Genomic DNA, 21,428 nt, shown 5'->3' with positions numbered 1-21,428 from the left:
GGCCCATTTGTCTGACCTGCCAAGACTGAGCCTCGTTCTGGGCGGGGCTGCCTCAGGCAAATCCAGCTTTGCAGAGCGCCTCGTAACCAACTCAGGCCGACCGCGCATTTACCTCGCCACGGCGCAAGCCTTCGATGATGAGATGCGGGCAAAGCTTGTGCGGCACCGTGAAATCCGTGGATCGGACTGGCGCACCTGTGAGGCTCCGTTTGATCTGGCCCCCGTGCTCGCGCACGCAAGCGCTCAAGAGGTGGTGTTGCTCGATTGTATCACGATGTGGCTCAGCAATCACCTGCTTGCGGATCACGATCTCGATGATGCCCAATCTGCGCTGTTTTCCGCTCTCAATGCCTGTGCTGCGCCAGTGGTTATGGTTTCAAACGAAGTTGGGCTGTCAGTCGTGCCCGAGAACGCACTTGCCCGGCGGTTTCGAGACGCGCAGGGGCGGCTCAATCAGGAATTGGCTGCGCGGTCGGATTTTGTGGTCAATGTCATCGCTGGTCTGCCTGTGCTCCTTAAGGGCAATTTGCCGTGAGCCGGTTTTACTGGGTGCGCCACGGTCCGACGCACGCGAAGTCTATGGTCGGTTGGTCGGATATCCCCGCAGATTTAAGCGATGAGGCGCGACTGGCGCGACTTGCGGACCACCTGCCGGGCAATGCGTTGCTGATCTCTTCGGACCTGAGCAGAGCTCGCGCCACCGCAGACGCCATCATAGGCGCGCGAGAGCGCCTACCCGATGACCGGGACCTGCGCGAAATTCATTTTGGTGCGTGGGAGATGCAAGCTTTTGAGGCTGTCTCGGACCAGAAACTCTTGCGCGCATTCTGGGAAATGCCCGGTGATATTCGCCCGCCCGGCGGCGAAAGCTGGCACGAGATAGCCCTTCGCGTCGCCCTAGCGACCAATCGCCTGCGCAGTACGTATCCGGGACGAGACATCGTTTTAGTGGCCCATATGGGCGTAATCCTAACCCAAGTGCAGGCGGCGCTAGGCATATCAGCCTACGAGGCATTTGCGCACCGGATCGACAACCTGTCCGTCACCGAACTTCATTGGGCAGGACAGGGTTGGAAAATGCAGGCGATAAATCACCTTCCGTGATACAAACTCCAACAAAAACTTGCTAGTCGGGTGCCCGTTCTGGCGCTAACATTCTGCAATGACATATGACCTCATCCTCGGCGATTACGCCTATTCTTCTTGGTCGCTGCGTGGCTGGCTCTTGCTCCACCGCTTTGGCTTGCCATACCGGGTTCGCATCCTCGATTTTAGTGCCGATTACAGCGTGGCCGAGCAAATGGCCGATCTTGCCCCGGCCCGAACAGTGCCCACGTTGATCACGCCCGAGGCGGCGGTTGTCTCTGACAGTCTCGCGATGGCCGAAGAACTGGCCACCCGTCACCCCGAGGCGGGAATATGGCCCAACGAGCCACGCGCACGCGCCACAGCGCGTACTCTCGCCGCTGAGATGCATTCGGGGTTTGGTGCATTGCGGGGCGATTGCCCGATGAACCTGCGCACGGCCTATACTGGTGTGGTGCCGTCTGAGGCTGTTTTGAGTGATCTTGCCCGGATCGAGACCCTGTGGCTGCATGCACGTGCCACTTGCGCACCCGATGGCCCGTGGCTGTGTGGTGCGTATAGTGCGGCCGATGCTTTTTTTGCACCGGTCGCGGCGCGGATCGCGGGCTATGATCTGCCGGTATCAGAGGTCGCGCGCGCTTATGTTGCAGCCCACCTGAATGATTTGGCTTTTCGTCGCTGGCGAGCCATGGGTCTTGTGCGCGGTGCGACCCTTTCGCGCTATGCCAAACCCTATGCCACTGTTTCCTGGCCTGGTCCGATCCCGCGGCCGGCCCGCGCCGTTGAGAGTGGTGCCCCCGAGAATACCCTCTGTCCCTATTCGGGCGAAGCGGTCACGGATTTGATGGAAAGCGAGGGTCGGATTTTCGGATTCTGCAACCCTTTCTGCCGAGACAAAACGGTCTCCGACCCGGATGCATGGTCCGCTTTTACCGCTCTGCGCGACAATGCCCCGTAAGCTATCTTAGACGGAGCACCGGTGCCGGACCGATGGGAATTGGCCCCAGCAAGATGCGCCCGTTGTGAAAGGTCAGTGGCACATCGAGCGTATTGGGGTTTCCTGACATTTGCGCCATCAGTGACAGCCCACTGTCCAACGTCCCCAGCATCGATTCGGGTATCACCCCGGTTTGTGCTGCGATTTGCAGCATTTCCCGCCAGTTGCGCGCCTTGAGCGTGATCTCTCCTTCTGGCAAGCCTTCGGGCGTAACGGTTACGTCACCGGCTGCTTGGAGATGCAATTGTCCCCATTTGGCATCTGCCAATCGCAGATTGATCGCGGTCGGCTGCGGGCGGGCTTGCTCTATCGCGCTGCGGTCCCAGAGTTTGTCAAAACTTACAGTCAAATCGGCGTGCAGTCCGGATATCTGCGTGGGCAGACGGCCCTGAGGATCAAGTTGGGCACGCCATGGTGGCGACAGGGTCAATCCCTCGGCCGTCAGGCCAAGGCGGTACTCTGTCTCCATCTGGCGCGCGGCGGCGAGTGTGAGCGAGGTCAGTGCGGTGTTCTCATCCTGCCGCTCCAACGGTGTAATCTGTAGATACTCTGCGGTAAGTGTGGCGCGCTCTGGGGCGAGTCGCGTATCGGGCGCGATACGGAGGCTGGCACGCATATCGCGGCTTTCGATGCGGAATTTTTCTTGCGGAGTGGAAATCAATTGGCTGTTTGGCCATACGGCAATCACATGGTTAGGCTGGTAGCTGAGTGCGAGAATTTGAAAGAAGTCTGCCTCCCACGCTAATCCAGTTTCTGGATCGGCCAGCACCAGATCACTAAAGCCGGTGTCAAAGCGATTGGGAAATCCCTGAACCGTGATGTCCGAGGTTTCGGCCACCCATCCTTCTGCGCGCCGCAAATCGAACCATGTCTCAAACCCACGACTCAATCCGCTTTGCCCGAGGAACCAATATCCGGACCAACCCAATGCGGCGATCACGATCATGGCAAGCAGAAATCTCATGGTGCGCGCCCCTTTCATGCCCTTTGAGAGGTGTTTATAGGGGGTTGTGGGCGAGGAACAGGGGCAAAGGCTATGTGGGTATTCGGCTATGGGTCACTCGTGTGGAATCCCGGTTTCGAGGCCAAGGAACGGGTGATCGCCCGCCTTCCGGATTATCATCGAAGTTTTTGTATGCGTAGTATCCACCATAGGGGCACAGAAGATGTTCCCGGTCTGGTTCTCGCGTTGGACGCGTACCCCGGGGCACTTTGCCAAGGGGTCGCGCTACGTGCCGACGCGGCGCAAGCTGATGACGTTCTGAGCTATCTGCGCGAACGCGAATTGATATCTTCTGCCTATCTCGAGCGTATGCTGAAAATAGACCTTGCCGATGGTCGCCGGGTGGAGGCGGTGACTTACGTGATTGATCCCGATCATGTGCAATATTGTGGCGGTCTTGATCTCGAAGAACAGGCTGCGATCATAGCGCGCGCCGTAGGTGGACGCGGCCCGAACACTGAATATCTCTACAATACGGCTGACCATCTCGGACAACTTGGTATTCACGACAAGGAACTGGACTGGCTGGTGCGGCGGGTGCGCCATATCTGTGGATAAATCCTTGGCTTAGCTAACCAAGCCGCGTAGGGTTGGCCCAAGAAATCCAAGTGTCGGGAGCGTCCAGATGGACCAGCCGGACCGTGAGGTCGAGCCGCAGTTTTCATATCCCTATCGCCAGATCATTCTGATGTTGGTGGTTCTTGGGCTGACCGCGTTTGGGGCGTTTCTCGCCTTGCCAAGCGTACTGCCGGTCTTTCAGGCCAATCTTTGGCTGAACGGATTTATTTTCTTTGTTTTCATCACCGGAGTGATCGCCACCTTCTGGCAGGTACTTCAATTGATCGGATCTGCCCGCTGGATTGAGGGCTTTGCTGGACAAGTTCCGGGCCACGAGATGACCCAACCACCTTCGATGTTGGCGCCCTTGGCAACACTGCTGCGATCACGTGGAAAGCGGATGCAGATTGCGTCGACCTCAGCGCGCTCAATTCTTGACTCAGTGGCTCAGCGGATCGACGAAGCGCGCGAAATCACACGCTATATTGTCAGCCTATTGATTTTCTTGGGGCTTTTGGGAACCTTTTACGGACTGGCCACGACGGTGCCGGCGGTCGTTGACACGATCCGGAGCCTTGCCCCGCAAGAAGGTGAAGAGGGGATCGAAGTCTTCAGCCGGCTGATGTCCGGGCTAGAAGCGCAGTTGGGCGGCATGGGCGTAGCTTTTTCGTCCTCATTGCTTGGGCTTGCGGGCTCCTTGGTGGTGGGTCTTCTGGAGCTCTTTGCCGGTCACGGCCAGAACCGATTTTATCGTGAGCTAGAAGAGTGGATGTCGACGATCACGCGTGTGGGCTTTGCCACAGGTGATGGAGAGGGCAGTGGTGAGCAGGGGGCTGTCGCGCATGTGCTCGATCATATGGCCGAGCAGATGGACGCGCTCCAGGTCATGCTCGGCCAGTCGGACATGAGCCGCGCCATGGTCGATCAGAAACTAGGCGTGCTGGCGGATTCAATTGAGCGGTTGACCCATCGGATGAGCGATCAGAACCCCGTGCAAGTTGCATTGATGCGGCTCGCCGAAGGGCAGGAACGGCTGATCATGGCACTCGAGAGCCGCGAAGCTCCCCAAACTGACGGGCTCGATGCGGAAAGCCGCATGCGGCTGCGTTCGATTGATGTGCAGATGCTGCGCATTCTCGAGGAAATCAGCGCCGGTCGTCAGGAAACGATGACGGAATTGCGCACCGATTTGGCAGCGCTGACGCGGGTGATGGGACAGACGCGCCCGCCAGTGGCTCCTCGCACCGTGCGACAGGTCATGCCGCGCTCTGATCCGGACAGCAGCGAGGAGGGCTGATCATGGCGCTCTCTCGGCGGACCGGTTCACGGTTTCAGGCCTCAATCTGGCCGGGGTTTGTTGACGCGATGACCGGGCTCTTGCTGGTCTTAATGTTTGTGCTGACCATTTTCATGATGGTGCAGTTTGTGTTGCGCGAAGAAATTAGTGGGCAGGCGACCCGGCTTGACTCGCTTTCCGCAGAAGTGGCCGCGCTTTCGCGTGCGCTCGGACTCGAACAAGATCGCAGCGCAAGCCTGCAGGATCGCGTTGGCGCATTGACTGCAACTTTGAGTGACGCACGCACCCGTGAGGCCGAACAAACCGCCTTGATCGATAGCCTGCGCGCCCAAAGTGACGCTCAGGCCGAGGCGCTAAGTGCCGCGCAGGGCAGGATTACCAGCTTTGAGGAACAGGTCGCCGGGCTTTTGTCAGAACGTGACACGGCGCAAGGGCGTATCGCGGATCTGGAAGACGAGCGCGCTGCGCTGCTCAGTGAGCAGGAGCAGTTGCAACTGGCCTTGGCAGGGCTGCGAAGCGAGGTGGATGCACAGGCTGAAGCCGCCCGCCTTGCTGCGGCGCGGCGCGAAGCGCTTGAGGCACTCGCGGCGGACCTGCGTCAGCGCAACGCCGAGGCGAGCGAGGCACAGGCAGCCTTGTCCGAGCAAGTGACAAACCTCGAGCGGCAATTGAGCCAAGAGGAGCAGGACCGGTTGGCAGAGGCGGCTGCGGCTGAGGCGCTGCGCGCCCGGTTGGCGGATGCGGACGCCGAGCTGACCTCTATGACACTCGCCCTGGAAGAGCAGCGCAAGCGGGCTGAGGAAACGCTGACACTTCTCGCCGCGACCAAGGATGCGCGTGACGATCTTGATCGTCGATTGGCGCAGGCCCTGACGGAGAACACTCAGTTGGGTGCTGCCGTCCTGGACGCAGAAGCGACCCGCGAGCAATTGGTGGCGGCTCTTGCTGCGCAGCGCGCTGCGGAGGCGCGCACCGAGGCCCAGATGACAGAGGCGGAGCAACGGGCTGCACTTTTGGCTGAGGCGCGCACACGCCTTGCAGACGAACAAGCGGCGGCCAGCGAAGCTCAAAAGCAGCAAGCGCTACTCAATCAGCAGGTGGCTGCTTTGCGCCAACAGCTCTCTGGCCTTCAGGCTTTGCTGGATGCTTCAGAGGCGCGCGAGGCTGAAGCTGAGGTGCAGTTGCAGTCACTTGGCAATGAGTTGAATACGGCCTTGGCCCGCGTTGCGGCCGAAGAACGGCGTCGGCGCATTGCAGAAGAGGAACGCGCTCGTCTGTTGGAGGCGGAGAAAGAGGATCTGGAGAAGTATCGCTCAGAATTCTTTGGCCGTTTGCGTGATGTGCTAGGTCAACAACAGGGTGTTCAAATCGTCGGTGATCGGTTCGTGTTTTCGTCTGAAGTGCTCTTTGCGCCCGGCGAGGCGGAGTTGTCGCTCGCGGGAGAGGGCGAAATTGCCAAAGTGGCGGGCATCCTGCGCAATGTGATCGGGGATATTCCTGAGGGGATCGACTGGGTGCTCCAAGTTGATGGCCATACGGATGACGTGCCGATTGTCGAAGGCGCGCGATTTGCTGACAACTGGGCGCTCAGTCAGGCACGGGCCCTTTCCGTCGTGCGCTATCTCACGGGCGTCTTGGGATTTCCTGCTGAGCGCCTCTCGGCAAATGGCTACGGCGAATTCCAACCCGTCAATCCCGATGACACAGCTGCGGCGCGTGCGCAGAACAGGCGTATTGAGCTCAAGCTGACCACGCGTTGATCGCCAATCTGTTCAGGGTCAACGGGTGACAGAGATATCCGCGTGACGCACGGCCAACACGGTATCCCCTCGGGTCAGACGTACGTAACCTCTGTACTCTCCTTCCGGCCATCCTCCGTCAGGAGACTTGCGGCCAAAGGCCCGAAAGAGTTGTGCTTGGGGATTCTCAAGGGCGACATCATGGCTGAAAATCTCACCTTCCGGCCCTTGGGCGGTGAGTGTTAATTGGTCGCCGGGTTGGGCGTAAAAAACGTGACCATAGAGCACGAGCGGCTGATCTGATCGAGCGGTTCTGGCACGGGCTGATCCTGTTTGAACTGCATCAAACTCTGGCACTGAAGTGGAAAACCCGGCTGTGAAGAGACCGGAGGGATCGTAGCGTAGAGCGGTGTGCCACATGGTCTCATCCGGCGTGGCCCCGCAGGTGTTCCGATTGTCCGGATTGAACGGATCGACGATTTGACCATCCTTGAGAACGCCCAGGTGCACATGCGGGGCATTGGTAAGCCCACTCAGCCCTACCTGACCAAGAATATCGCCTGCCGCGACCCTGTCCCCCTTTTGAACGGTCAGAGATGCTTGCTTCATGTGGCAGTAAAGCGTCTGCCACCCGTCCGCGTGATCAATCCGCACGGCGTTGCCGCATTCCTGTCCCTCGATAGTCTCTCGGGTTTGCGCGGTCACGGGCGTGTCGGCCATGCCATCGCGGGTGGCGGCCACGATGCCGGGGGCAGCGGCCAAGACATTAACGCCGTTGGCCATGGCCTCGAACGACAGAAGCATGAAATCAATGCCACGGTGGTCATCGCGGCTTTTGATGCCGCAGGTATAATCGCGTTGACCGGGGCCCGGATCAGTGTCGACATAATCCTCGATATAGCAGGTCTGCCCCAACACACAGTCAAGCGGCAATCTCAGGTCAGGTTGGTCAGCGGCGGCCCCGGTGGCCGCCGCGATCAGAAGTGGTGCAAGTGTCTTTACGACCCGTGCAATCATTCGGCTGTCAAGAGAGGCGGCTTCTTCTTGCCGGTCAGGCGTCGTGTGACTGGGCCCTCGACCATGAGGTCGATCTTGTCATCCTTGACACCCACTTTGACAACGCCGCCTTTCAAGAGTTTGCCAAATAGCAATTCCTCGGCCAACGGTTTCTTGATGTGCTCCTGAATCACGCGGCCCAACGGGCGCGCGCCCATCTTTTCGTCATAGCCTCTTTCGGCGAGCCATTCAGCAGCCGGTTCAGTCAGTTCAATAGTCACGTCACGATCCATAAGTTGCGCCTCAAGTTGCAACACGAATTTTTCGACGACCTTAAGAATGACTGACTTCGGCAGCGGTCCAAACGAGATCACGGCGTCCAGACGGTTGCGGAATTCAGGCGTGAACGTCCGCTCGATGGCGGCGGTATCCTCGCCCTCCCTCCGGTCGCGACCAAAGCCTATGGCGGATTTTGCCTGCTCCGCTGCCCCGGCGTTCGACGTCATGATCAGGACGACATTCCGAAAATCCACTTTGCGACCATTGTGATCGGTCAGTGTCCCGTGGTCCATCACCTGCAACAGGATGTTGAACACGTCGGGATGCGCCTTTTCGATCTCGTCGAGCAACAGTACGCAATGCGGATGCTGATCGACACCATCCGTCAAAAGACCGCCCTGATCGAACCCGACATAGCCCGGCGGCGCGCCGATCAGGCGCGACACTGCGTGCTTCTCCATGTATTCCGACATGTCGAACCGCAACAGTTCAACCCCGAGGGTATCGGCCAATTGTTTTGCGACCTCGGTCTTGCCCACGCCTGTCGGGCCGGCAAAGAGATAGTTGCCAATCGGCTTTTCCGGCTCGCGCAATCCAGCGCGGGCCAGTTTGATCGCCGAACTGAGCGTCTCGATTGCGGCATCTTGACCAAAGACCACCCGCTTGAGAGACGCTTCAAGATCCTTGAGCACCTCGGCGTCGTTCTTGGAGACGTTCTTGGGCGGGATGCGGGCGATTTTCGCAACGACCTCTTCGATTTCCTTGACGCCAATGCTCTTGCGTCGCTTGGAGGCTGCCAACAAATGCTGGGCTGCGCCCGCTTCGTCGATCACGTCAATCGCCTTGTCGGGCAGCTTGCGGTCGTTGATGTAACGCGCCGAAAGGTCAACAGCAGAGCGGATAGCGTCATTGGTGTATTTGACGCTGTGGTGATCCTCGAAATAAGGCTTGAGACCCTTGAGGATCTTGACCGCATCCTCGACTGTGGGTTCGGCCACGTCGATTTTCTGGAACCGACGCGCGAGCGCACGGTCCTTTTCAAAATGCTGGCGGAATTCCTTGTAGGTGGTCGATCCCATGCAGCGCAGTTTGCCGCCTTGCAGCGCGGGTTTCAGAAGGTTCGATGCATCCATCGCCCCGCCTGACGTGGCACCTGCACCGATTACCGTGTGGATCTCGTCGATAAAGAGCACCGCGTCGGGGTGTTTCTCCAGTTCGGTGACCACCGCCTTGAGGCGTTCTTCAAAATCGCCCCTGTAGCGCGTGCCCGCCAAAAGCGCGCCCATATCGAGAGAATAGATCGTCGTGCGTGACAGCACGCGAGGCGTCTCCCCCATGACGATCTTGTGGGCCAGACCTTCGGCGATGGCGGTTTTTCCCACACCGGGGTCGCCCACCAAAAGCGGGTTGTTCTTACGGCGGCGGCAAAGCACCTGAATACAGCGCTCAACCTCTGCATCGCGTCCGATCAGGGGGTCGATATCGCCCTTCCGCGCCTTCTCGTTCAGATCGACGCAGTATTTTGCGAGCGCAGAGTCGCCTGCCTCGACGGCGTCGGTCTCGGTCGATTTGGTCCCGCTGTCTTCGTCGTGGCTGGTGGCTCCGGTGACTGGCCGTGCTTCCCCATAGGCGGGATCCTTGGCCACGCCATGTGCGATGAAATTTACCGCATCATAGCGCGTCATGTCCTGTTCCTGAAGGAAGTACGCCGCGTTCGACTCGCGCTCGGCGAAAATAGCGACAAGAACATTTGCGCCGGTCACCTCAGTGCGGCCCGACGATTGCACATGGATTGCAGCGCGCTGGATGACGCGCTGGAAGGCGGCGGTGGGCACCGCCTCTGATCCGTCGATATCGGTTACGAGATTGGCCAGATCGTCGTCGATGAATTCCACCAGTGTGGTGCGTAAGTCCTCGGTGTTGACGCTGCAGGCCTTCATTACGCGTGCGGCGTCAGGTTCGTCTACGAGGGCGAGCAAGAGGTGTTCCAGTGTGGCAAATTCGTGCTGGCGTGCGTTGGCGAGGGCCAATGCCGCATGGATTGCCTGTTCGAGCGTGTTCGAGAATGAAGGCACGGTGGTGCTCCTTCTGATCTTGGCCGGGGCGGGCTGCCCACAAACCTTGGCCTCATAGTCTTAAAGTTTGGTCGATAACGGCCAGTCTTCAAGGATTTTTTCGTCAAACTGGGTCACATTTCGTTATACCAGCGTTGTTTTCATCACGCGTGCGTCAAAAGCGGTCCTTGCGCGCACGAATTTCGGCAAATACATCGACCGGAGCGGACCCGGTCATGCCGAGTTGGGCCTGTATTCCTGCGTCACCGGCACGCAGAAACGGGTTGGTGGCCAGTTCGTCAGCCAGTATTGAGGGGACAGTGGGCCGACCGGCGGCGCGGGCAGCGCTGATCTCTATGGACCTTGATATAAGAGCCGCGTTGTCCGGGTCAACGGTCCGTGCGAATTTCGCGTTGCTTTCTGTGTATTCATGTCCAGAGCAGATCGTGGTCTGAGGCGGTAGGGATGAAATTTTCCCAAGACTTTCAAACATTTGCGCCATTGTGCCTTCAAAGACACGGCCACAGCCCATTGCCATGAGGCTATCGGCGGTAAAGACCACGGCGCTTTGTGGAAAATGAAACGCCAGATGGCCGACTGTGTGGCCGGACACATCCATGACGACGCCTGTCTCGGAACCGATCCCAATCTGGTCGCCGTCGCTCACGGCGCGGTCGAGCGGTGGCAGGCGGTGAGCGTCGGCGGCGGCGCCAATCACCTGGGCGGGGTGGCGCGCAAGCAATTCGCCAAGGCCTTGCACATGGTCGGCGTGATGATGCGTCAGCAGCACCAGCGATAGTTTCCAACCTTTCTTATCAAGGGCTTGTAGGATTGGCGCGGCCTCTGGCACGTCAATCGCGGCTGTCACACCCGTGGCCGGATCATGTGCCAGATAGGCATAGTTGTCAGCCAGGCAGGGGACAGTAAGGATTTGCAAAACCATGGTATTTTCCCGATTGCCAGTTAGTGTTAGGGTCGAGAGTGACTGATCTTTGGCCGGGCTGCAATGCATCTGGATGTACAGGACCTGCGAAATTTTTACTACCGAAGCACCTTGGGGCGGGCGGTCCAGAAAACCGTGCGCGCACAGGTTGCGGAGTTTTGGCCTGAGGCGCAGGGGCAGACGGTTGTCGGCTATGGATTCGCCGTTCCGTTCCTGCGTCCATACCTTGCCGATGCGCGTCGTGTGATCGGATTAATGCCTGCACCTCAAGGGGTTATCGGGTGGCCTCAGGGGTTGCCGAATATTTCTGTGCTCTGCGAAGAGACATTCTGGCCTCTGGAAACCGGGCATGTCGACAAGCTCTTGGTGGTGCATGGGCTGGAGACGTCGGAGCAGCCGAGCGCAGTTCTGGAAGAGTGTTGGCGCGTGCTGGGGCCGGGAGGATCGGCTCTTTTCATCGTGCCGAACCGGGCCGGGCTATGGTCGCGCTCTGACCGCACGCCCTTTGGATTCGGACGGCCCTACAGCCAGACCCAGTTGGAAAGCCAATTGAAATCACACAACTTTTTGCCGGAACGCCATGCTACGACGCTCTATCAGCCGCCCTCGGACCGCCCTTTTTGGCGCAAGACGGCGGGCATGTGGGAGCGGATGGGTGCCAAGCTGTCCGTCGTTGCGGCGGGTGGTGTGTTGATGGTCGAGGCCACAAAACGGGTGCAGGCGCCGAGCGGGCCGGTACTGCGCGATACAGTGCGCAAACCGCTTAGCGTGCTGCGCCCGCAACCCGAGGCCAAGCCGGTCTGACTGTGTACAGGGCGTACAATTTGTACGCGCGTTTTGTACTCAAGCGTGGTGCCGGTTCCGACATCGCGTCAGCCCGCGCGTTCCAATGTCGGATCGAGCGCGATATCGGCCAAGGTGCTGCGGTCGAGATCGTCGAGAAAGGCGCGCTCTGCTGACCTCAATCGCGCCTTGAGCCGACAGCGCCCGTCGAGGGAGCAGTCCCCCGCCTCTGGTCCGAAACAGGCGACGAGGGCCTGACCGGATTCGAGATGGCGGATCACATCCCCCAACCGGATTTGTGCAGGGGAGCGGGCGAGAAGTGCACCACCGCCGCCGCCGCGCCGGGTGTCGATCAGCCCGGCCTGTGACAGGCGTTGCATGATCTTTGCGAGGTGGTGGCGCGAGAGGTCGAACTCGGTCGCCAACTCGGCGCTGGAAAAGGCGCGATCGGGGGCGCTGGCCATGCGCATCAACATCCGCAGGCCGAAATCGGTGAAGGAGGTGAGGCGCATGGTCGCTGGGTCTCCGGGTAAATCGGTATTTACAATACCTATTAACAGGGTTAGACCGAATTGCAAAGCGGGATTGGCGCTTGCTGCCTCTACCGCGTGACAGAAAGGACGGTCCGATGTCCGATACGCGCAAACCGCTCGGTTATGCCTCGCCGCCCTGTATGGCGCAGGAGGTCGACCCGGCCTATTTCGACCCCCTCGCGACCGACCCCGAGCAGGCGCGTGATGTGGCGCGGTGGCGCAAGGCTGAGCGCGAGCGCCTGAGAGGGCTGCGCGCTGCGCTGAGTGTGGCGGATCGCCACGAAATCGGGCGGGTGCTGTCAGAGCATCTGCGTGCGGTGCTGCAAGAGAAATTCAACGGAGCGCGGGGCAAGGTGGTGTCATGCTACTGGCCGATCAAAGGCGAGCCGGATTTGCGCGACCTGATGGCGGAGTGGCATGCGGGCGGTGTCCTGATTGCGCTGCCGATTGTCGAGGTGAAGGCCGCGCCGCTGGTGTTTCGCCGTTGGACGCCCGAGACACAGATGGTGCGCGGGGATTGGAACATTCCGGTGCCGCCCCCCGAGGCGGAGCGGGTGATCCCAGACATCACCCTCGCGCCGATGATCGGCTGGACCGAGGACTGTTACAGGCTGGGCTATGGCGGCGGCTATTTCGACCGGACCTTGGCGGCGCTCGACCCGCGCCCGGTGAGCATCGGAATAGCGCTGGGTTCGGCGCGGATCGAGACAATCTATCCGCAGCCGCATGATATTCCGCTCGACATGGTCGTGACGGAAACGGGCGCAGGGGCCGAGAGGAACGCGCGATGACGAGCACGGCAGAGCAGATGCGGGGCTGGCGTGGGCCGGCACTTCTGAGTTTCGGGTTCCGGCCGTTTTTTCTGGGCGCAGGGATATGGGCCGCGTTGATCATGGTGCTGTGGGTGCCGATGCTGGTGGGGGTGATCCGTTTGCCGACGGCGTTCGATCCGGTGAGCTGGCACGCGCATGAGTTTCTGTTTGGCTATCTGGTCGCGGTGATCGCGGGGTTCATGCTGACGGCTGTGCCGAACTGGACCGGGCGTTTACCCATCGTGGGCTGGCCGCTGGGTGGATTGGCGGCGCTGTGGCTGTTGGGGCGTTTGGCCGTGATGGTCTCTGCTGGGTTGCCGCCTCTTGCGGTGGCGCTGATGGATCTGGCGATGCCGGTGGTTCTGGCGGCGGTCATGCTGCGCGAGATCGTGGCGGGCAAGAACTGGCGCAATCTGATGGTTGTTGCAATGCTGGCGGTGCTGACGCTCGGCAATGCGCTGTTTCATTGGGAGGCGGCGCAGGGTGCCTATGCGGCGCAGGGCTATGGGCTGCGTCTGGGGCTGGCGGTGATTGTGATGATGATTGCGGTGATCGGGGGGCGCATCGTTCCCTCCTTCACGCGCAACTGGCTGGCGCGGCGGGGGCCGGGGCGTTTACCGGTGCCACCAATGCAACGGTTCGAAAAGCTGGCGCTCTTGGCGCTGCTGGGCGCGCTGCTGTCATGGGTCTTGCTGCCGATGGACGATGGTACGGGGGCCGCGCTGATCGTGGTGGGGATCTTGCACGCGGCTAGGTTGGCGCGCTGGGCGGGGGATCGCACCGGGGCGGAGCCGCTCGTCTGGGTGCTGCATCTGGGCTATGCGTTTGTGCCGCTGGGTGCAGTGGTGATCGGGCTGGAGATTTTGTGGCCCGGTCTGATCGGGGGAGCCGCGGCGCAACATCTGTGGATGGCGGGGGCGGCGGGGTTGATGACGCTGGCGGTCATGACACGGGCGACGCTGGGTCATACAGGGCGCGCGCTGACGGCGGGCTTGGGCACGGTGGCGATTTACCTCGCGCTGGTGCTGGCGGTGCTGGCGCGGGTGGCGGCGGGGCTTTGGCCTGCGGAGGCGGGGGCGCTGCAGGCCCTGTCCGGGCTGGCGTGGGTCGGCGCGTTTGGTGGGTTTGCGCTGCTCTATGGGCCGTTGATGCTGCGGCAGAAGCCTGCGAAGGCGCTATGACATGGCGGGCTGGGGCGAATTCATCGCGGCATTCGGGGTCTTTTTCCTGAGCCATTCGATCCCGGTGCGCCCCAAGGTCAAGGCCTGGCTGGTGGCGAGGGTCGGGCAGCGGGGATTTACCCTTGGCTATTCGCTGTTGTCGCTGGCGGTTCTGGCCTGGGTCATCGGGGCAGCGGGGCGTGCGCCCTTTGTGCCGCTCTGGGGCTGGGCGGCGTGGCAGGGGCCTGTGACCGTATCCCTGATGCTGGTGGTCTGCGTGATCCTTGGGTTGGCGATAGCGCGGCCCAATCCGTTTTCCTTTGGTGGCGCGAATAATGCGCGGTTTGATCCGGCGCGGCCCGGTATCGTGCGCGTGACGCGGCATCCGATGCTCCTCGCGCTGGCGCTCTGGGCTCTGGGGCATATGGTGCCGAATGGTGATCTGGCGCATGTGATCCTGTTCGGATGTTTTGCGGGATTTGCCGGGATGGGTGGGGTGCTGATCGACCGGCGCAAGCGGCGGGCAATGGGGGCGGAGTGGGTGCGGTTGGACCACGCACGGCGGCAGGCGGGGCTGGTGCCGCAAAGTTGGCCGGCGGCGGTTCTGCGGAGCGCGCTGGGATGCGTGCTCTATGCGCTGGTCCTTGGCGCGCATCCTTATTTGTTCGGTGTCTCGCCGCTGGGGTGAGGGGCGGCGATTGAGAGGGTCCGCTCCTGCGCCGGGGGGCGGGCAACCGGCCTTTATAATAAGGTGCGGCGGATCTGCGAATCCATGATAGCGTTAACGCTTGGCGATGCTTTGGGCAGGGGCTGCGTGAGGGGAATCGGCAATTGGTAGTAAAAAGTGAAGTTTTTTGAAGATTAAAAAGCGCGCAATAGGTCGCACTTGGGTTAAGTCTTTGAAATCGAATTGTATTCTTTAGTATACAATAGTTTTCAAGCGGCTTGCCCGCTTGGTAAGGCTCTGCTACACCGCAGCCGAATTTGGGTGTTTCGCAAGTCTCACCCTATGCCAACGCCCCCGGATGTGACCCTGCGTCACGGCTGACCAACCGGGGCCAGATTATCGGAAGGGTGGACGTGTCCGAACCAGCTTCGATCTCTACTGGCATTGCCGCGCGCTATGCCACTGCGATATTCGAGCTTGTGAGAGAGGCCAAATCAGTGGCCAAACTCGAAAGCAATCTCAATGATCTGGCACAGGCGCTGACCGACAGCGACGATCTGCGTGCAATGATCTCTTCTCCGGTGCTGAGCCGTGATGTGCAGGGGGCGGCGATGTCCGCCGTGGCAGCCAAGATGAAGCTGCTGCCCGAGTTGCAGAATGGTCTGGCGCTGATGGCGCAAAAACGGCGTTTGTTCGTGCTGCCGCAGTTGATTGCGCAGCTCAACGCGATGATCGCCGAGGACAAGGGCGAAGTGAGCGCCGATGTCATCAGCGCCAAGGTGCTGACCAAGGCGCAAGCGGACAAGCTGGCCAAGACGCTGAAAGACCGCGTCGGCAAGGATGTCAAAATCAATGCGACCGTTGATGAAAGCCTCATCGGCGGTCTAGTCGTCAAGATGGGCTCGAAGATGATCGACACGTCGATCCGCTCCAAGCTCGATTCCCTGCAGAATTCAATGAAAGAGGTCGGATAAATGGGTATCCAAGCAGCAGAGATTTCTGCGATCCTGAAGGACCAGATCAAGAACTTTGGCAAAGACGCCGAAGTTGCCGAGATCGGCCGGGTTCTCTCGGTGGGTGACGGGATCGCACGGGTTCACGGGCTGGACAATGTTCAGGCCGGTGAGCTTGTCGAGTTTCCGGGCTCGATCATGGGCATGGCGCTGAACCTCGAGAGCGACAACGTCGGTGTCGTGATCTTTGGTTCCGACCGTGACATCAAGGAAGGCGACACCGTCAAGCGCACCAAGTCCATCGTGGACGTGCCGATTGGCGACGAGCTTTTGGGCCGCGTTGTGGACGGTCTGGGCAACCCGCTGGATGGCAAAGGTCCGATCAAGACCAAGACCCGCGGTCTGGCTGACGTAAAGGCCCCCGGCATCATCCCGCGTAAATCGGTGCATGAGCCGATGGCGACCGGCCTCAAATCCGTGGACGCGATGATCCCGATTGGCCGTGGTCAGCGCGAGCTGATCATTGGTGACCGTCAGACCGGCAAGACCGCCGTGGCGCTGGACGCGATCCTGAACCAGAAGATCTATAACGAGGCCGCAGGCGACGACGAGAGCAAGAAGCTCTATTGCGTTTATGTCGCCATCGGTCAGAAGCGCTCGACCGTGGCGCAGCTGGTGAAGAAGCTCGAAGAGAGCGGCGCGATCAAGTATTCGATCGTTGTGGCCGCCACCGCGTCGGACCCCGCGCCGATGCAGTTCCTCGCACCCTATTCCGCGACCGCGATGGCCGAGCATTTCCGTGACAATGGCCGTCATGCGCTGATCGTGTATGATGACCTCTCGAAGCAGGCCGTGGCCTATCGCCAGATGTCGCTGCTTCTGCGTCGTCCGCCCGGCCGTGAAGCCTATCCGGGGGACGTGTTCTATCTCCACTCCCGTCTGCTGGAGCGGTCGGCAAAGCTGAATGAGGACAATGGCTCTGGCTCGCTCACTGCGCTGCCGATCATTGAAACCCAAGGCGGCGATGTGTCGGCGTTTATTCCGACCAACGTGATCTCGATCACCGACGGTCAGATCTTCCTTGAGACCGAACTGTTTTATCAGGGTGTCCGTCCGGCCGTGAACACCGGTCTGTCGGTGTCTCGTGTGGGCTCGAGCGCGCAGACCAATGCGATGAAATCTGTCGCAGGTCCGGTCAAGCTGGAGCTGGCGCAGTATCGCGAGATGGCGGCCTTTGCCCAGTTCGGCTCTGACCTTGACGCGGCGACGCAGCAGTTGCTGAACCGCGGTGCGCGTCTGACCGAGTTGATGAAGCAGGCGCAGTATTCGCCACTGACCAATGCCGAGATCGTCTGTGTGATCTATGCTGGCACCAAGGGCTATCTGGACAAGATTCCGGTAAAGCAAGTGGGCCCGTATGAGCAAGGTCTGCTCAAGCACCTGCGCGGCAAGCATGCCGAGTTGCTGGCGTACATCACCAAGGAAGACCCCAAGATCAAGGGTGAAGCCGAGGACCGTATCAAAGCTGCGCTGGACGAATTCGCCGCTGACTTCGCATAAGGGGGAGATAAGGCAATGCCGAATCTCAAGGACCTGAAAAACAGGATCGCGTCGGTCAAATCGACCCGCAAGATCACCAAAGCCATGCAGATGGTTGCCGCGGCGAAACTTCGCCGCGCGCAGGATGCTGCCGAGCAGGCCCGTCCCTACACCGAACGCTTCAACGCGGTCATGGGCAAGCTGGCGGCCTCTGTCGGCGATGCGGCCAATGCGCCGCGTCTGCTGGCAGGCACGGGTGAGGACAAAGTGCATCTCTTGGTGGTGATGACCGCCGAGCGGGGCCTTTGCGGTGGCTTCAACGCCAATATCGCCAAGCTCGCAAAACTGCATGCCGCTGATTTGCTCGCCAAGGGCAAGACCGTCAAGATCGTGACCGTGGGCAAAAAGGGCCGCGACGCGATGCGGCGGGATTATGGCCAGTATTCGGTGGGTCACATTGATCTGAGCGAGGTCAAGCGCGTGGGTTATGCCGATGCGCAAGCTATCGCAGCCGATGTTCTGGGGCGCTTTGATGCTGGCGATTTTGATGTCGCCAAGATCTTCTTCTCGCGCTTTGAGAATGTTGTCAGCCAGATCCCGACCATGCAGCAGGTGATTCCGTTCGACGTCACCGAGTTGGAGCAAGAGGTCGATACCGACAGCTATTACGACTATGAACCCGACGAGCAGGCGATCCTGGCGGATCTCTTGCCGCGTGGGGTGGCGACCGCGATCTTTGCGGCGCTGTTGGAGAACGGGGCCTCTGAGCAGGGCGCGCGGATGTCCGCGATGGACAATGCAACGCGCAACGCGGGGGATATGATCGACAGATTGACGATCGAATACAACCGCTCGCGCCAGGCCGTGATCACCAACGAGCTTATTGAAATCATTTCCGGCGCGGAAGCGCTGTAAGAGAACCGGAGACGAAACATGGCAAATGCAAAAGGCAAGGTGACACAGGTCATTGGCGCCGTTGTGGACGTTCACTTTGACGGCGATCTGCCAGCCATTCTGAACGCGCTGCAGACCGACAATAACGGCAAGAAGCTGATCCTCGAAGTGGCGCAGCACTTGGGTGAAAACACCGTGCGCACCATCGCGATGGACGCGACCGAAGGTCTGGTGCGGGGACAGCCCGTCAGCGACACCGGCGCGCCGATTTCGGTGCCGGTGGGCAATGCGACGCTGGGCCGTATCCTCAACGTCATCGGCGAGCCGGTGGACGAGGGCGCGCCGATCAAGGCCACGGAATACCGTTCTATCCACCAGCCTGCGCCGGAGTTTTCCGAGCAGTCGACCGCGTCCGAGATCCTCGTGACCGGGATCAAGGTGGTGGACCTGCTGGCGCCCTATGCCAAGGGCGGCAAGATCGGTCTCTTTGGTGGTGCCGGTGTGGGCAAGACGGTTCTCATCATGGAACTGATCAACAACATCGCCAAGGTGCACTCGGGCTATTCGGTGTTTGCCGGTGTCGGTGAGCGGACCCGTGAGGGCAACGACCTTTATCACGAGATGATCGAATCCAACGTGATCAAGCCCGACAATCTGGAAGAGAGTCAGGTTGCGCTTGTTTACGGTCAGATGAACGAGCCGCCGGGAGCGCGTGCGCGTGTGGCCCTGACCGGCCTCACGCTGGCTGAGCAGTTCCGCGATCAGTCGGGCTCGGACGTTCTGTTCTTTGTCGACAACATCTTCCGCTTTACGCAGGCGGGGTCCGAGGTGTCGGCGCTCTTGGGCCGTATTCCTTCCGCTGTGGGGTATCAGCCGACGCTGGCCACCGACATGGGTGCCATGCAGGAGCGCATCACCTCGACCAAGCAGGGCTCGATCACGTCGATTCAGGCCGTTTACGTGCCTGCGGATGACTTGACCGACCCGGCACCTGCCACGACCTTTGCCCACCTCGACGCCACGACCGTTCTTAGCCGTGCGATTTCCGAGCTTGGCATTTATCCCGCCGTGGACCCGCTCGATTCGAACTCGCGTCTGATGGACCCGCAGATCGTGGGCGAAGAGCATTATCAGGTTGCGCGTGACGTGCAGGGGATCCTGCAGCGCTACAAATCGCTTCAGGATATCATCGCCATTCTCGGGATGGACGAACTCAGCGAAGAGGACAAGCTGACCGTGGCACGTGCCCGGAAAATCCAGCGTTTCCTCAGCCAGCCGTTCGACGTGGCCAAGGTCTTTACCGGCTCTGACGGGGTGCAGGTGCCGCTGGAAGAGACGATCAAATCGTTCAAAGCCGTGGTTGCGGGTGAGTATGATCACCTGCCCGAAGGCGCGTTCTACATGGTGGGTGGCATCGACGACGTGCTCGCCAAAGCCGAACGCATGGCTGCTGACGCGGCCTGATCAACGTCTGTCATGGCCTGTGCGGGGGTAATCCCCGTGCAGGCGTGACACCATGAGGGAGGCCGAAATGGCTGACACAGTGCAATTCGATCTGGTGAGTCCCGAGCGGCTCTTGGCCTCGGTCGCTGCCCATGAGGTGAGCATTCCGGGTGCTGAGGGTGATCTGACCGCCATGGCCGATCATGCCCCGCTCATCACCACCCTGCGTCCCGGCATTGTGCGGGTTTCAGGGCCGTCGGGCGAAAAGGAATATGTCGTCACTGGTGGCTTTGCCGAGATCAACGGCACGAGCGTTTCGGTGCTGGCAGAACAGGCCGTGGCGCGGGAAGATATGACCAAAGAAGCCTATCAGGCCATGGTCAATGCAGCCACCGACAAGCTGGCGAATGCGCAGGACAAATATGTCAATGAGCCGGGTCCGGTCGATGAGGCCGCGAAGCTCTTGGCAGATATGGTGGCGATTGGCGACCATATCGGTCTGTCGTCCAACTGAGACATGACGGCGTTCAGGAATTAAAGGGGCCGTGTCGCGGCCCTTTTTTTGTTTTATTTCTTACTTACGCCTAAAATGCTTAATAATCAGGTCCGAGGTTCGGAAGGCGCGCCATGAAGTTTCTGATCAATCAAGCTATTGGGATCGAGCAAGGGGATGATGTCCTGTTCTCGGACTTTGCCGATGGTGGTGAAATGTGGACCGGATCAGGTGAGCGTGAGCGGCGCAAGAAGATCGGGTTCGAGACGCCGTTCAAGTCCGAGCCTGCGGTGCATGTCGCGCTCTCGCTTTGGGATATGGACAGCGCCACCAATGCCCGTGCCGATGTGATGGCGGAAAAGATCACGACCAAGGGGTTTGACGTGGTGTTTCGGACCTGGTCAGACACCCGTGTCGCGCGGGTGCGGGTGCGGTGGATGGCGATTGGCGAAGTGTTCCACGAGGACGATTGGCAAGACGTCTACTGACGGTGGCAGAATCAGGAGGGTCGGGATGGACACACGATTGCGCGCGGGAGAGCGGGTGACGGGGACACCCGAGAGCACCGATGCCACACTCTATTTCATCGGCCGCATCCATACGCCGTGGACAGAGCGTCAAGACTGCCCGCGACAGGGGCGGTTGGATGGGCCGGAGTGCCGGATCGAGGTTTTTGCGCCGTGGGTCGCGGCGCTGGAGGGTATTGAGGCCTATCAACATCTCGAAATCCTCTATTGGCTGGACCGGTCGCGGCGTGATCTGGTGCGGCAGAATCCCAAGGGGGATGGCGCGCGATATTTTGGCACCTTTGCGCTGCGGTCGCCGCAGCGGCCCAATCCCATTGGCACGTCGCAGGTGCGGCTGATCGGGGTGGAGGGGCCGGTGTTGGTCGTGCGGGGGTTGGATTGTCTGGATGGCACGCCATTGCTGGATATCAAACCGGACCGATGCGAGTTTACCCCCAAGGCCCCGGCCAAGGCCGCTGACGGGGGTTAGCTGTCAGGTTGCGTGAGGCACTCTGAGGGGTCAGGTGTGGTCAGAAGGGGACGTTGGACCTGTGCGATGAGCCGCGCGGTGCCCGTCTGCCGGGTGGGCGCTGCGACTTGGTCGGCTGGCACTTTATATCTGCCAAACACTCCCGCGATTTCAAGAGACTGCAACGTTGCAAAAGCGCCCGCCCGGTGGGGCGGACGGGCGCT

The 21,428-nt window shown here is 60.4% G+C and carries 22 protein-coding genes; 17 read left to right on the top strand and 5 right to left on the bottom strand.

Going from position 1 to position 21,428, the window contains the following annotated elements; all coding sequences use genetic code 11:
• Positions 1–7: 7 nt before the first annotated feature.
• From cobU to VR71_RS13690, 3 genes are read left to right on the top strand one after another with little or no spacing between them, the layout of a single operon-like run.
• Positions 8–535 carry a bifunctional adenosylcobinamide kinase/adenosylcobinamide-phosphate guanylyltransferase gene (cobU, locus tag VR71_RS13700; protein ID WP_254656403.1) on the top strand — a complete coding sequence of 176 codons (528 nt, stop codon included), beginning with the start codon at positions 8–10 and terminating at the stop codon, positions 533–535.
• Positions 532–1,104: a histidine phosphatase family protein gene (locus tag VR71_RS13695; protein ID WP_040650525.1), complete on the top strand. Its 573-nt coding sequence runs from the start codon at positions 532–534 to the stop codon at positions 1,102–1,104. The genes cobU and VR71_RS13695 overlap by 4 nt, the downstream gene beginning before the upstream one ends.
• Positions 1,105–1,162: 58 nt before the next feature.
• On the top strand, positions 1,163–2,044 hold the full coding sequence (locus VR71_RS13690) for a glutathione S-transferase (protein ID WP_045684820.1): 882 nt from the start codon (positions 1,163–1,165) through the stop codon (positions 2,042–2,044).
• A gap of 1 nt (position 2,045) precedes the next feature.
• Here the strand turns inward: VR71_RS13690 and VR71_RS13685 are convergent, their stop codons facing one another.
• Positions 2,046–3,047: a DUF2125 domain-containing protein gene (locus VR71_RS13685; RefSeq protein WP_296430411.1), complete on the bottom strand. Its 1,002-nt coding sequence runs from the start codon at positions 3,045–3,047 to the stop codon at positions 2,046–2,048.
• A gap of 72 nt (positions 3,048–3,119) precedes the next feature.
• Between VR71_RS13685 and VR71_RS13680 the strand changes: the two genes are divergently transcribed.
• The 3 genes from VR71_RS13680 (at position 3,120) to VR71_RS13670 (ending at position 6,701) form a co-directional block, all read left to right on the top strand.
• Positions 3,120–3,644: a gamma-glutamylcyclotransferase gene (locus VR71_RS13680; protein ID WP_009817681.1), complete on the top strand. Its 525-nt coding sequence runs from the start codon at positions 3,120–3,122 to the stop codon at positions 3,642–3,644.
• Between the two features lie 67 nt (positions 3,645–3,711).
• Positions 3,712–4,941, top strand: coding sequence for a biopolymer transporter ExbB (locus VR71_RS13675; protein ID WP_045684814.1), 1,230 nt, complete (start codon positions 3,712–3,714; stop codon positions 4,939–4,941).
• Positions 4,942–4,943: 2 nt separating this feature from the next.
• Positions 4,944–6,701, top strand: coding sequence for a peptidoglycan -binding protein (locus VR71_RS13670; protein WP_045684811.1), 1,758 nt, complete (start codon positions 4,944–4,946; stop codon positions 6,699–6,701).
• Positions 6,702–6,719: 18 nt separating this feature from the next.
• Here VR71_RS13670 and VR71_RS13665 read toward each other — a convergent pair whose 3' ends face one another.
• From VR71_RS13665 to gloB, 3 genes are all read right to left on the bottom strand, one after another.
• Positions 6,720–7,697: a M23 family metallopeptidase gene (locus VR71_RS13665; protein ID WP_045684808.1), complete on the bottom strand. Its 978-nt coding sequence runs from the start codon at positions 7,695–7,697 to the stop codon at positions 6,720–6,722.
• Complete coding sequence (gene clpA, locus VR71_RS13660; RefSeq protein ID WP_009817685.1) at positions 7,694–10,030, bottom strand: ATP-dependent Clp protease ATP-binding subunit ClpA; 2,337 nt, start codon at positions 10,028–10,030, stop codon at positions 7,694–7,696. Before clpA ends, VR71_RS13665 begins: the two co-directional genes overlap by 4 nt.
• Positions 10,031–10,184: 154 nt before the next feature.
• Entirely contained in the window at positions 10,185–10,952 is a 768-nt protein-coding gene (gloB, locus tag VR71_RS13655) for a hydroxyacylglutathione hydrolase (protein WP_045684805.1), read from the bottom strand.
• A 63-nt stretch (positions 10,953–11,015) separates the two neighbouring features.
• Between gloB and VR71_RS13650 the strand changes: the two genes are divergently transcribed.
• Positions 11,016–11,756, top strand: a complete 741-nt coding sequence (locus tag VR71_RS13650) for a class I SAM-dependent methyltransferase (RefSeq protein ID WP_009817687.1) — start codon at positions 11,016–11,018, stop codon at positions 11,754–11,756.
• A 68-nt stretch (positions 11,757–11,824) separates the two neighbouring features.
• Here the strand turns inward: VR71_RS13650 and VR71_RS13645 are convergent, their stop codons facing one another.
• Positions 11,825–12,247, bottom strand: a complete 423-nt coding sequence (locus VR71_RS13645; RefSeq protein WP_045684803.1) for an Rrf2 family transcriptional regulator — start codon at positions 12,245–12,247, stop codon at positions 11,825–11,827.
• Positions 12,248–12,363: 116 nt separating this feature from the next.
• On the opposite strand from VR71_RS13645, the gene VR71_RS13640 reads away from it, so the two are divergent.
• The 10 genes from VR71_RS13640 to tsaA all read left to right on the top strand — a co-directional run bounded on the left by VR71_RS13640 (position 12,364) and on the right by tsaA (position 21,225).
• Positions 12,364–13,059, top strand: coding sequence for a 5-formyltetrahydrofolate cyclo-ligase (locus VR71_RS13640; protein ID WP_045684801.1), 696 nt, complete (start codon positions 12,364–12,366; stop codon positions 13,057–13,059).
• Positions 13,056–14,261, top strand: coding sequence for an NnrS family protein (locus VR71_RS13635; RefSeq protein ID WP_045684798.1), 1,206 nt, complete (start codon positions 13,056–13,058; stop codon positions 14,259–14,261). The genes VR71_RS13640 and VR71_RS13635 overlap by 4 nt, the downstream gene beginning before the upstream one ends.
• A gap of 1 nt (position 14,262) precedes the next feature.
• The gene (locus VR71_RS13630) at positions 14,263–14,928 is read left to right on the top strand and encodes an NnrU family protein (RefSeq protein WP_045684795.1); all 666 of its coding nucleotides are present in this window, start codon (positions 14,263–14,265) and stop codon (positions 14,926–14,928) included.
• A 386-nt stretch (positions 14,929–15,314) separates the two neighbouring features.
• Complete coding sequence (locus tag VR71_RS13625; RefSeq protein WP_296430429.1) at positions 15,315–15,881, top strand: F0F1 ATP synthase subunit delta; 567 nt, start codon at positions 15,315–15,317, stop codon at positions 15,879–15,881.
• The gene (gene atpA / locus VR71_RS13620; protein ID WP_009817693.1) at positions 15,882–17,420 is read left to right on the top strand and encodes a F0F1 ATP synthase subunit alpha; all 1,539 of its coding nucleotides are present in this window, start codon (positions 15,882–15,884) and stop codon (positions 17,418–17,420) included.
• Between the two features lie 15 nt (positions 17,421–17,435).
• Positions 17,436–18,314, top strand: coding sequence for a F0F1 ATP synthase subunit gamma (locus VR71_RS13615; RefSeq protein WP_009817694.1), 879 nt, complete (start codon positions 17,436–17,438; stop codon positions 18,312–18,314).
• Between the two features lie 18 nt (positions 18,315–18,332).
• Complete coding sequence (gene atpD, locus VR71_RS13610) at positions 18,333–19,757, top strand: F0F1 ATP synthase subunit beta (RefSeq protein ID WP_009817695.1); 1,425 nt, start codon at positions 18,333–18,335, stop codon at positions 19,755–19,757.
• 67 nt (positions 19,758–19,824) lie between these two features.
• The gene (locus VR71_RS13605; RefSeq protein WP_045684789.1) at positions 19,825–20,250 is read left to right on the top strand and encodes a F0F1 ATP synthase subunit epsilon; all 426 of its coding nucleotides are present in this window, start codon (positions 19,825–19,827) and stop codon (positions 20,248–20,250) included.
• Positions 20,251–20,363: 113 nt separating this feature from the next.
• Entirely contained in the window at positions 20,364–20,717 is a 354-nt protein-coding gene (locus VR71_RS13600; protein WP_009817697.1) for an H-type lectin domain-containing protein, read from the top strand.
• A 25-nt stretch (positions 20,718–20,742) separates the two neighbouring features.
• Positions 20,743–21,225: a tRNA (N6-threonylcarbamoyladenosine(37)-N6)-methyltransferase TrmO gene (tsaA, locus tag VR71_RS13595; RefSeq protein WP_045684786.1), complete on the top strand. Its 483-nt coding sequence runs from the start codon at positions 20,743–20,745 to the stop codon at positions 21,223–21,225.
• The last annotated feature ends 203 nt before the right edge of the window (positions 21,226–21,428 follow it).

This window comes from Roseovarius sp. BRH_c41, from assembly GCF_000961715.1.
Lineage (GTDB): Bacteria > Pseudomonadota > Alphaproteobacteria > Rhodobacterales > Rhodobacteraceae > Roseovarius.
The sequence above is the reverse complement of the archived record's forward strand: the minus strand, read 5'-3'. Positions and strand labels throughout refer to the sequence as shown.

Excerpts from the sequence above, each read along its gene's own strand:
- VR71_RS13690 (WP_045684820.1), top strand. The coding sequence starts at position 1,163 with ATGACATATGACCTCATCCTCGGCGATTACGCCTATTCTTCTTGGTCG.
- VR71_RS13685 (WP_296430411.1), bottom strand. The coding sequence starts at position 3,047 with ATGAGATTTCTGCTTGCCATGATCGTGATCGCCGCATTGGGTTGGTCC.
- VR71_RS13680 (WP_009817681.1), top strand. The coding sequence starts at position 3,120 with ATGTGGGTATTCGGCTATGGGTCACTCGTGTGGAATCCCGGTTTCGAG.
- VR71_RS13675 (WP_045684814.1), top strand. The coding sequence starts at position 3,712 with ATGGACCAGCCGGACCGTGAGGTCGAGCCGCAGTTTTCATATCCCTAT.
- VR71_RS13670 (WP_045684811.1), top strand. The coding sequence starts at position 4,944 with ATGGCGCTCTCTCGGCGGACCGGTTCACGGTTTCAGGCCTCAATCTGG.
- VR71_RS13665 (WP_045684808.1), bottom strand. The coding sequence starts at position 7,697 with ATGATTGCACGGGTCGTAAAGACACTTGCACCACTTCTGATCGCGGCG.
- gloB (WP_045684805.1), bottom strand. The coding sequence starts at position 10,952 with ATGGTTTTGCAAATCCTTACTGTCCCCTGCCTGGCTGACAACTATGCC.
- VR71_RS13650 (WP_009817687.1), top strand. The coding sequence starts at position 11,016 with ATGCATCTGGATGTACAGGACCTGCGAAATTTTTACTACCGAAGCACC.
- VR71_RS13645 (WP_045684803.1), bottom strand. The coding sequence starts at position 12,247 with ATGCGCCTCACCTCCTTCACCGATTTCGGCCTGCGGATGTTGATGCGC.
- VR71_RS13640 (WP_045684801.1), top strand. The coding sequence starts at position 12,364 with ATGTCCGATACGCGCAAACCGCTCGGTTATGCCTCGCCGCCCTGTATG.
- VR71_RS13635 (WP_045684798.1), top strand. The coding sequence starts at position 13,056 with ATGACGAGCACGGCAGAGCAGATGCGGGGCTGGCGTGGGCCGGCACTT.
- VR71_RS13630 (WP_045684795.1), top strand. The coding sequence starts at position 14,263 with ATGGCGGGCTGGGGCGAATTCATCGCGGCATTCGGGGTCTTTTTCCTG.
- atpA (WP_009817693.1), top strand. The coding sequence starts at position 15,882 with ATGGGTATCCAAGCAGCAGAGATTTCTGCGATCCTGAAGGACCAGATC.
- VR71_RS13615 (WP_009817694.1), top strand. The coding sequence starts at position 17,436 with ATGCCGAATCTCAAGGACCTGAAAAACAGGATCGCGTCGGTCAAATCG.
- atpD (WP_009817695.1), top strand. The coding sequence starts at position 18,333 with ATGGCAAATGCAAAAGGCAAGGTGACACAGGTCATTGGCGCCGTTGTG.
- VR71_RS13605 (WP_045684789.1), top strand. The coding sequence starts at position 19,825 with ATGGCTGACACAGTGCAATTCGATCTGGTGAGTCCCGAGCGGCTCTTG.
- VR71_RS13600 (WP_009817697.1), top strand. The coding sequence starts at position 20,364 with ATGAAGTTTCTGATCAATCAAGCTATTGGGATCGAGCAAGGGGATGAT.
- tsaA (WP_045684786.1), top strand. The coding sequence starts at position 20,743 with ATGGACACACGATTGCGCGCGGGAGAGCGGGTGACGGGGACACCCGAG.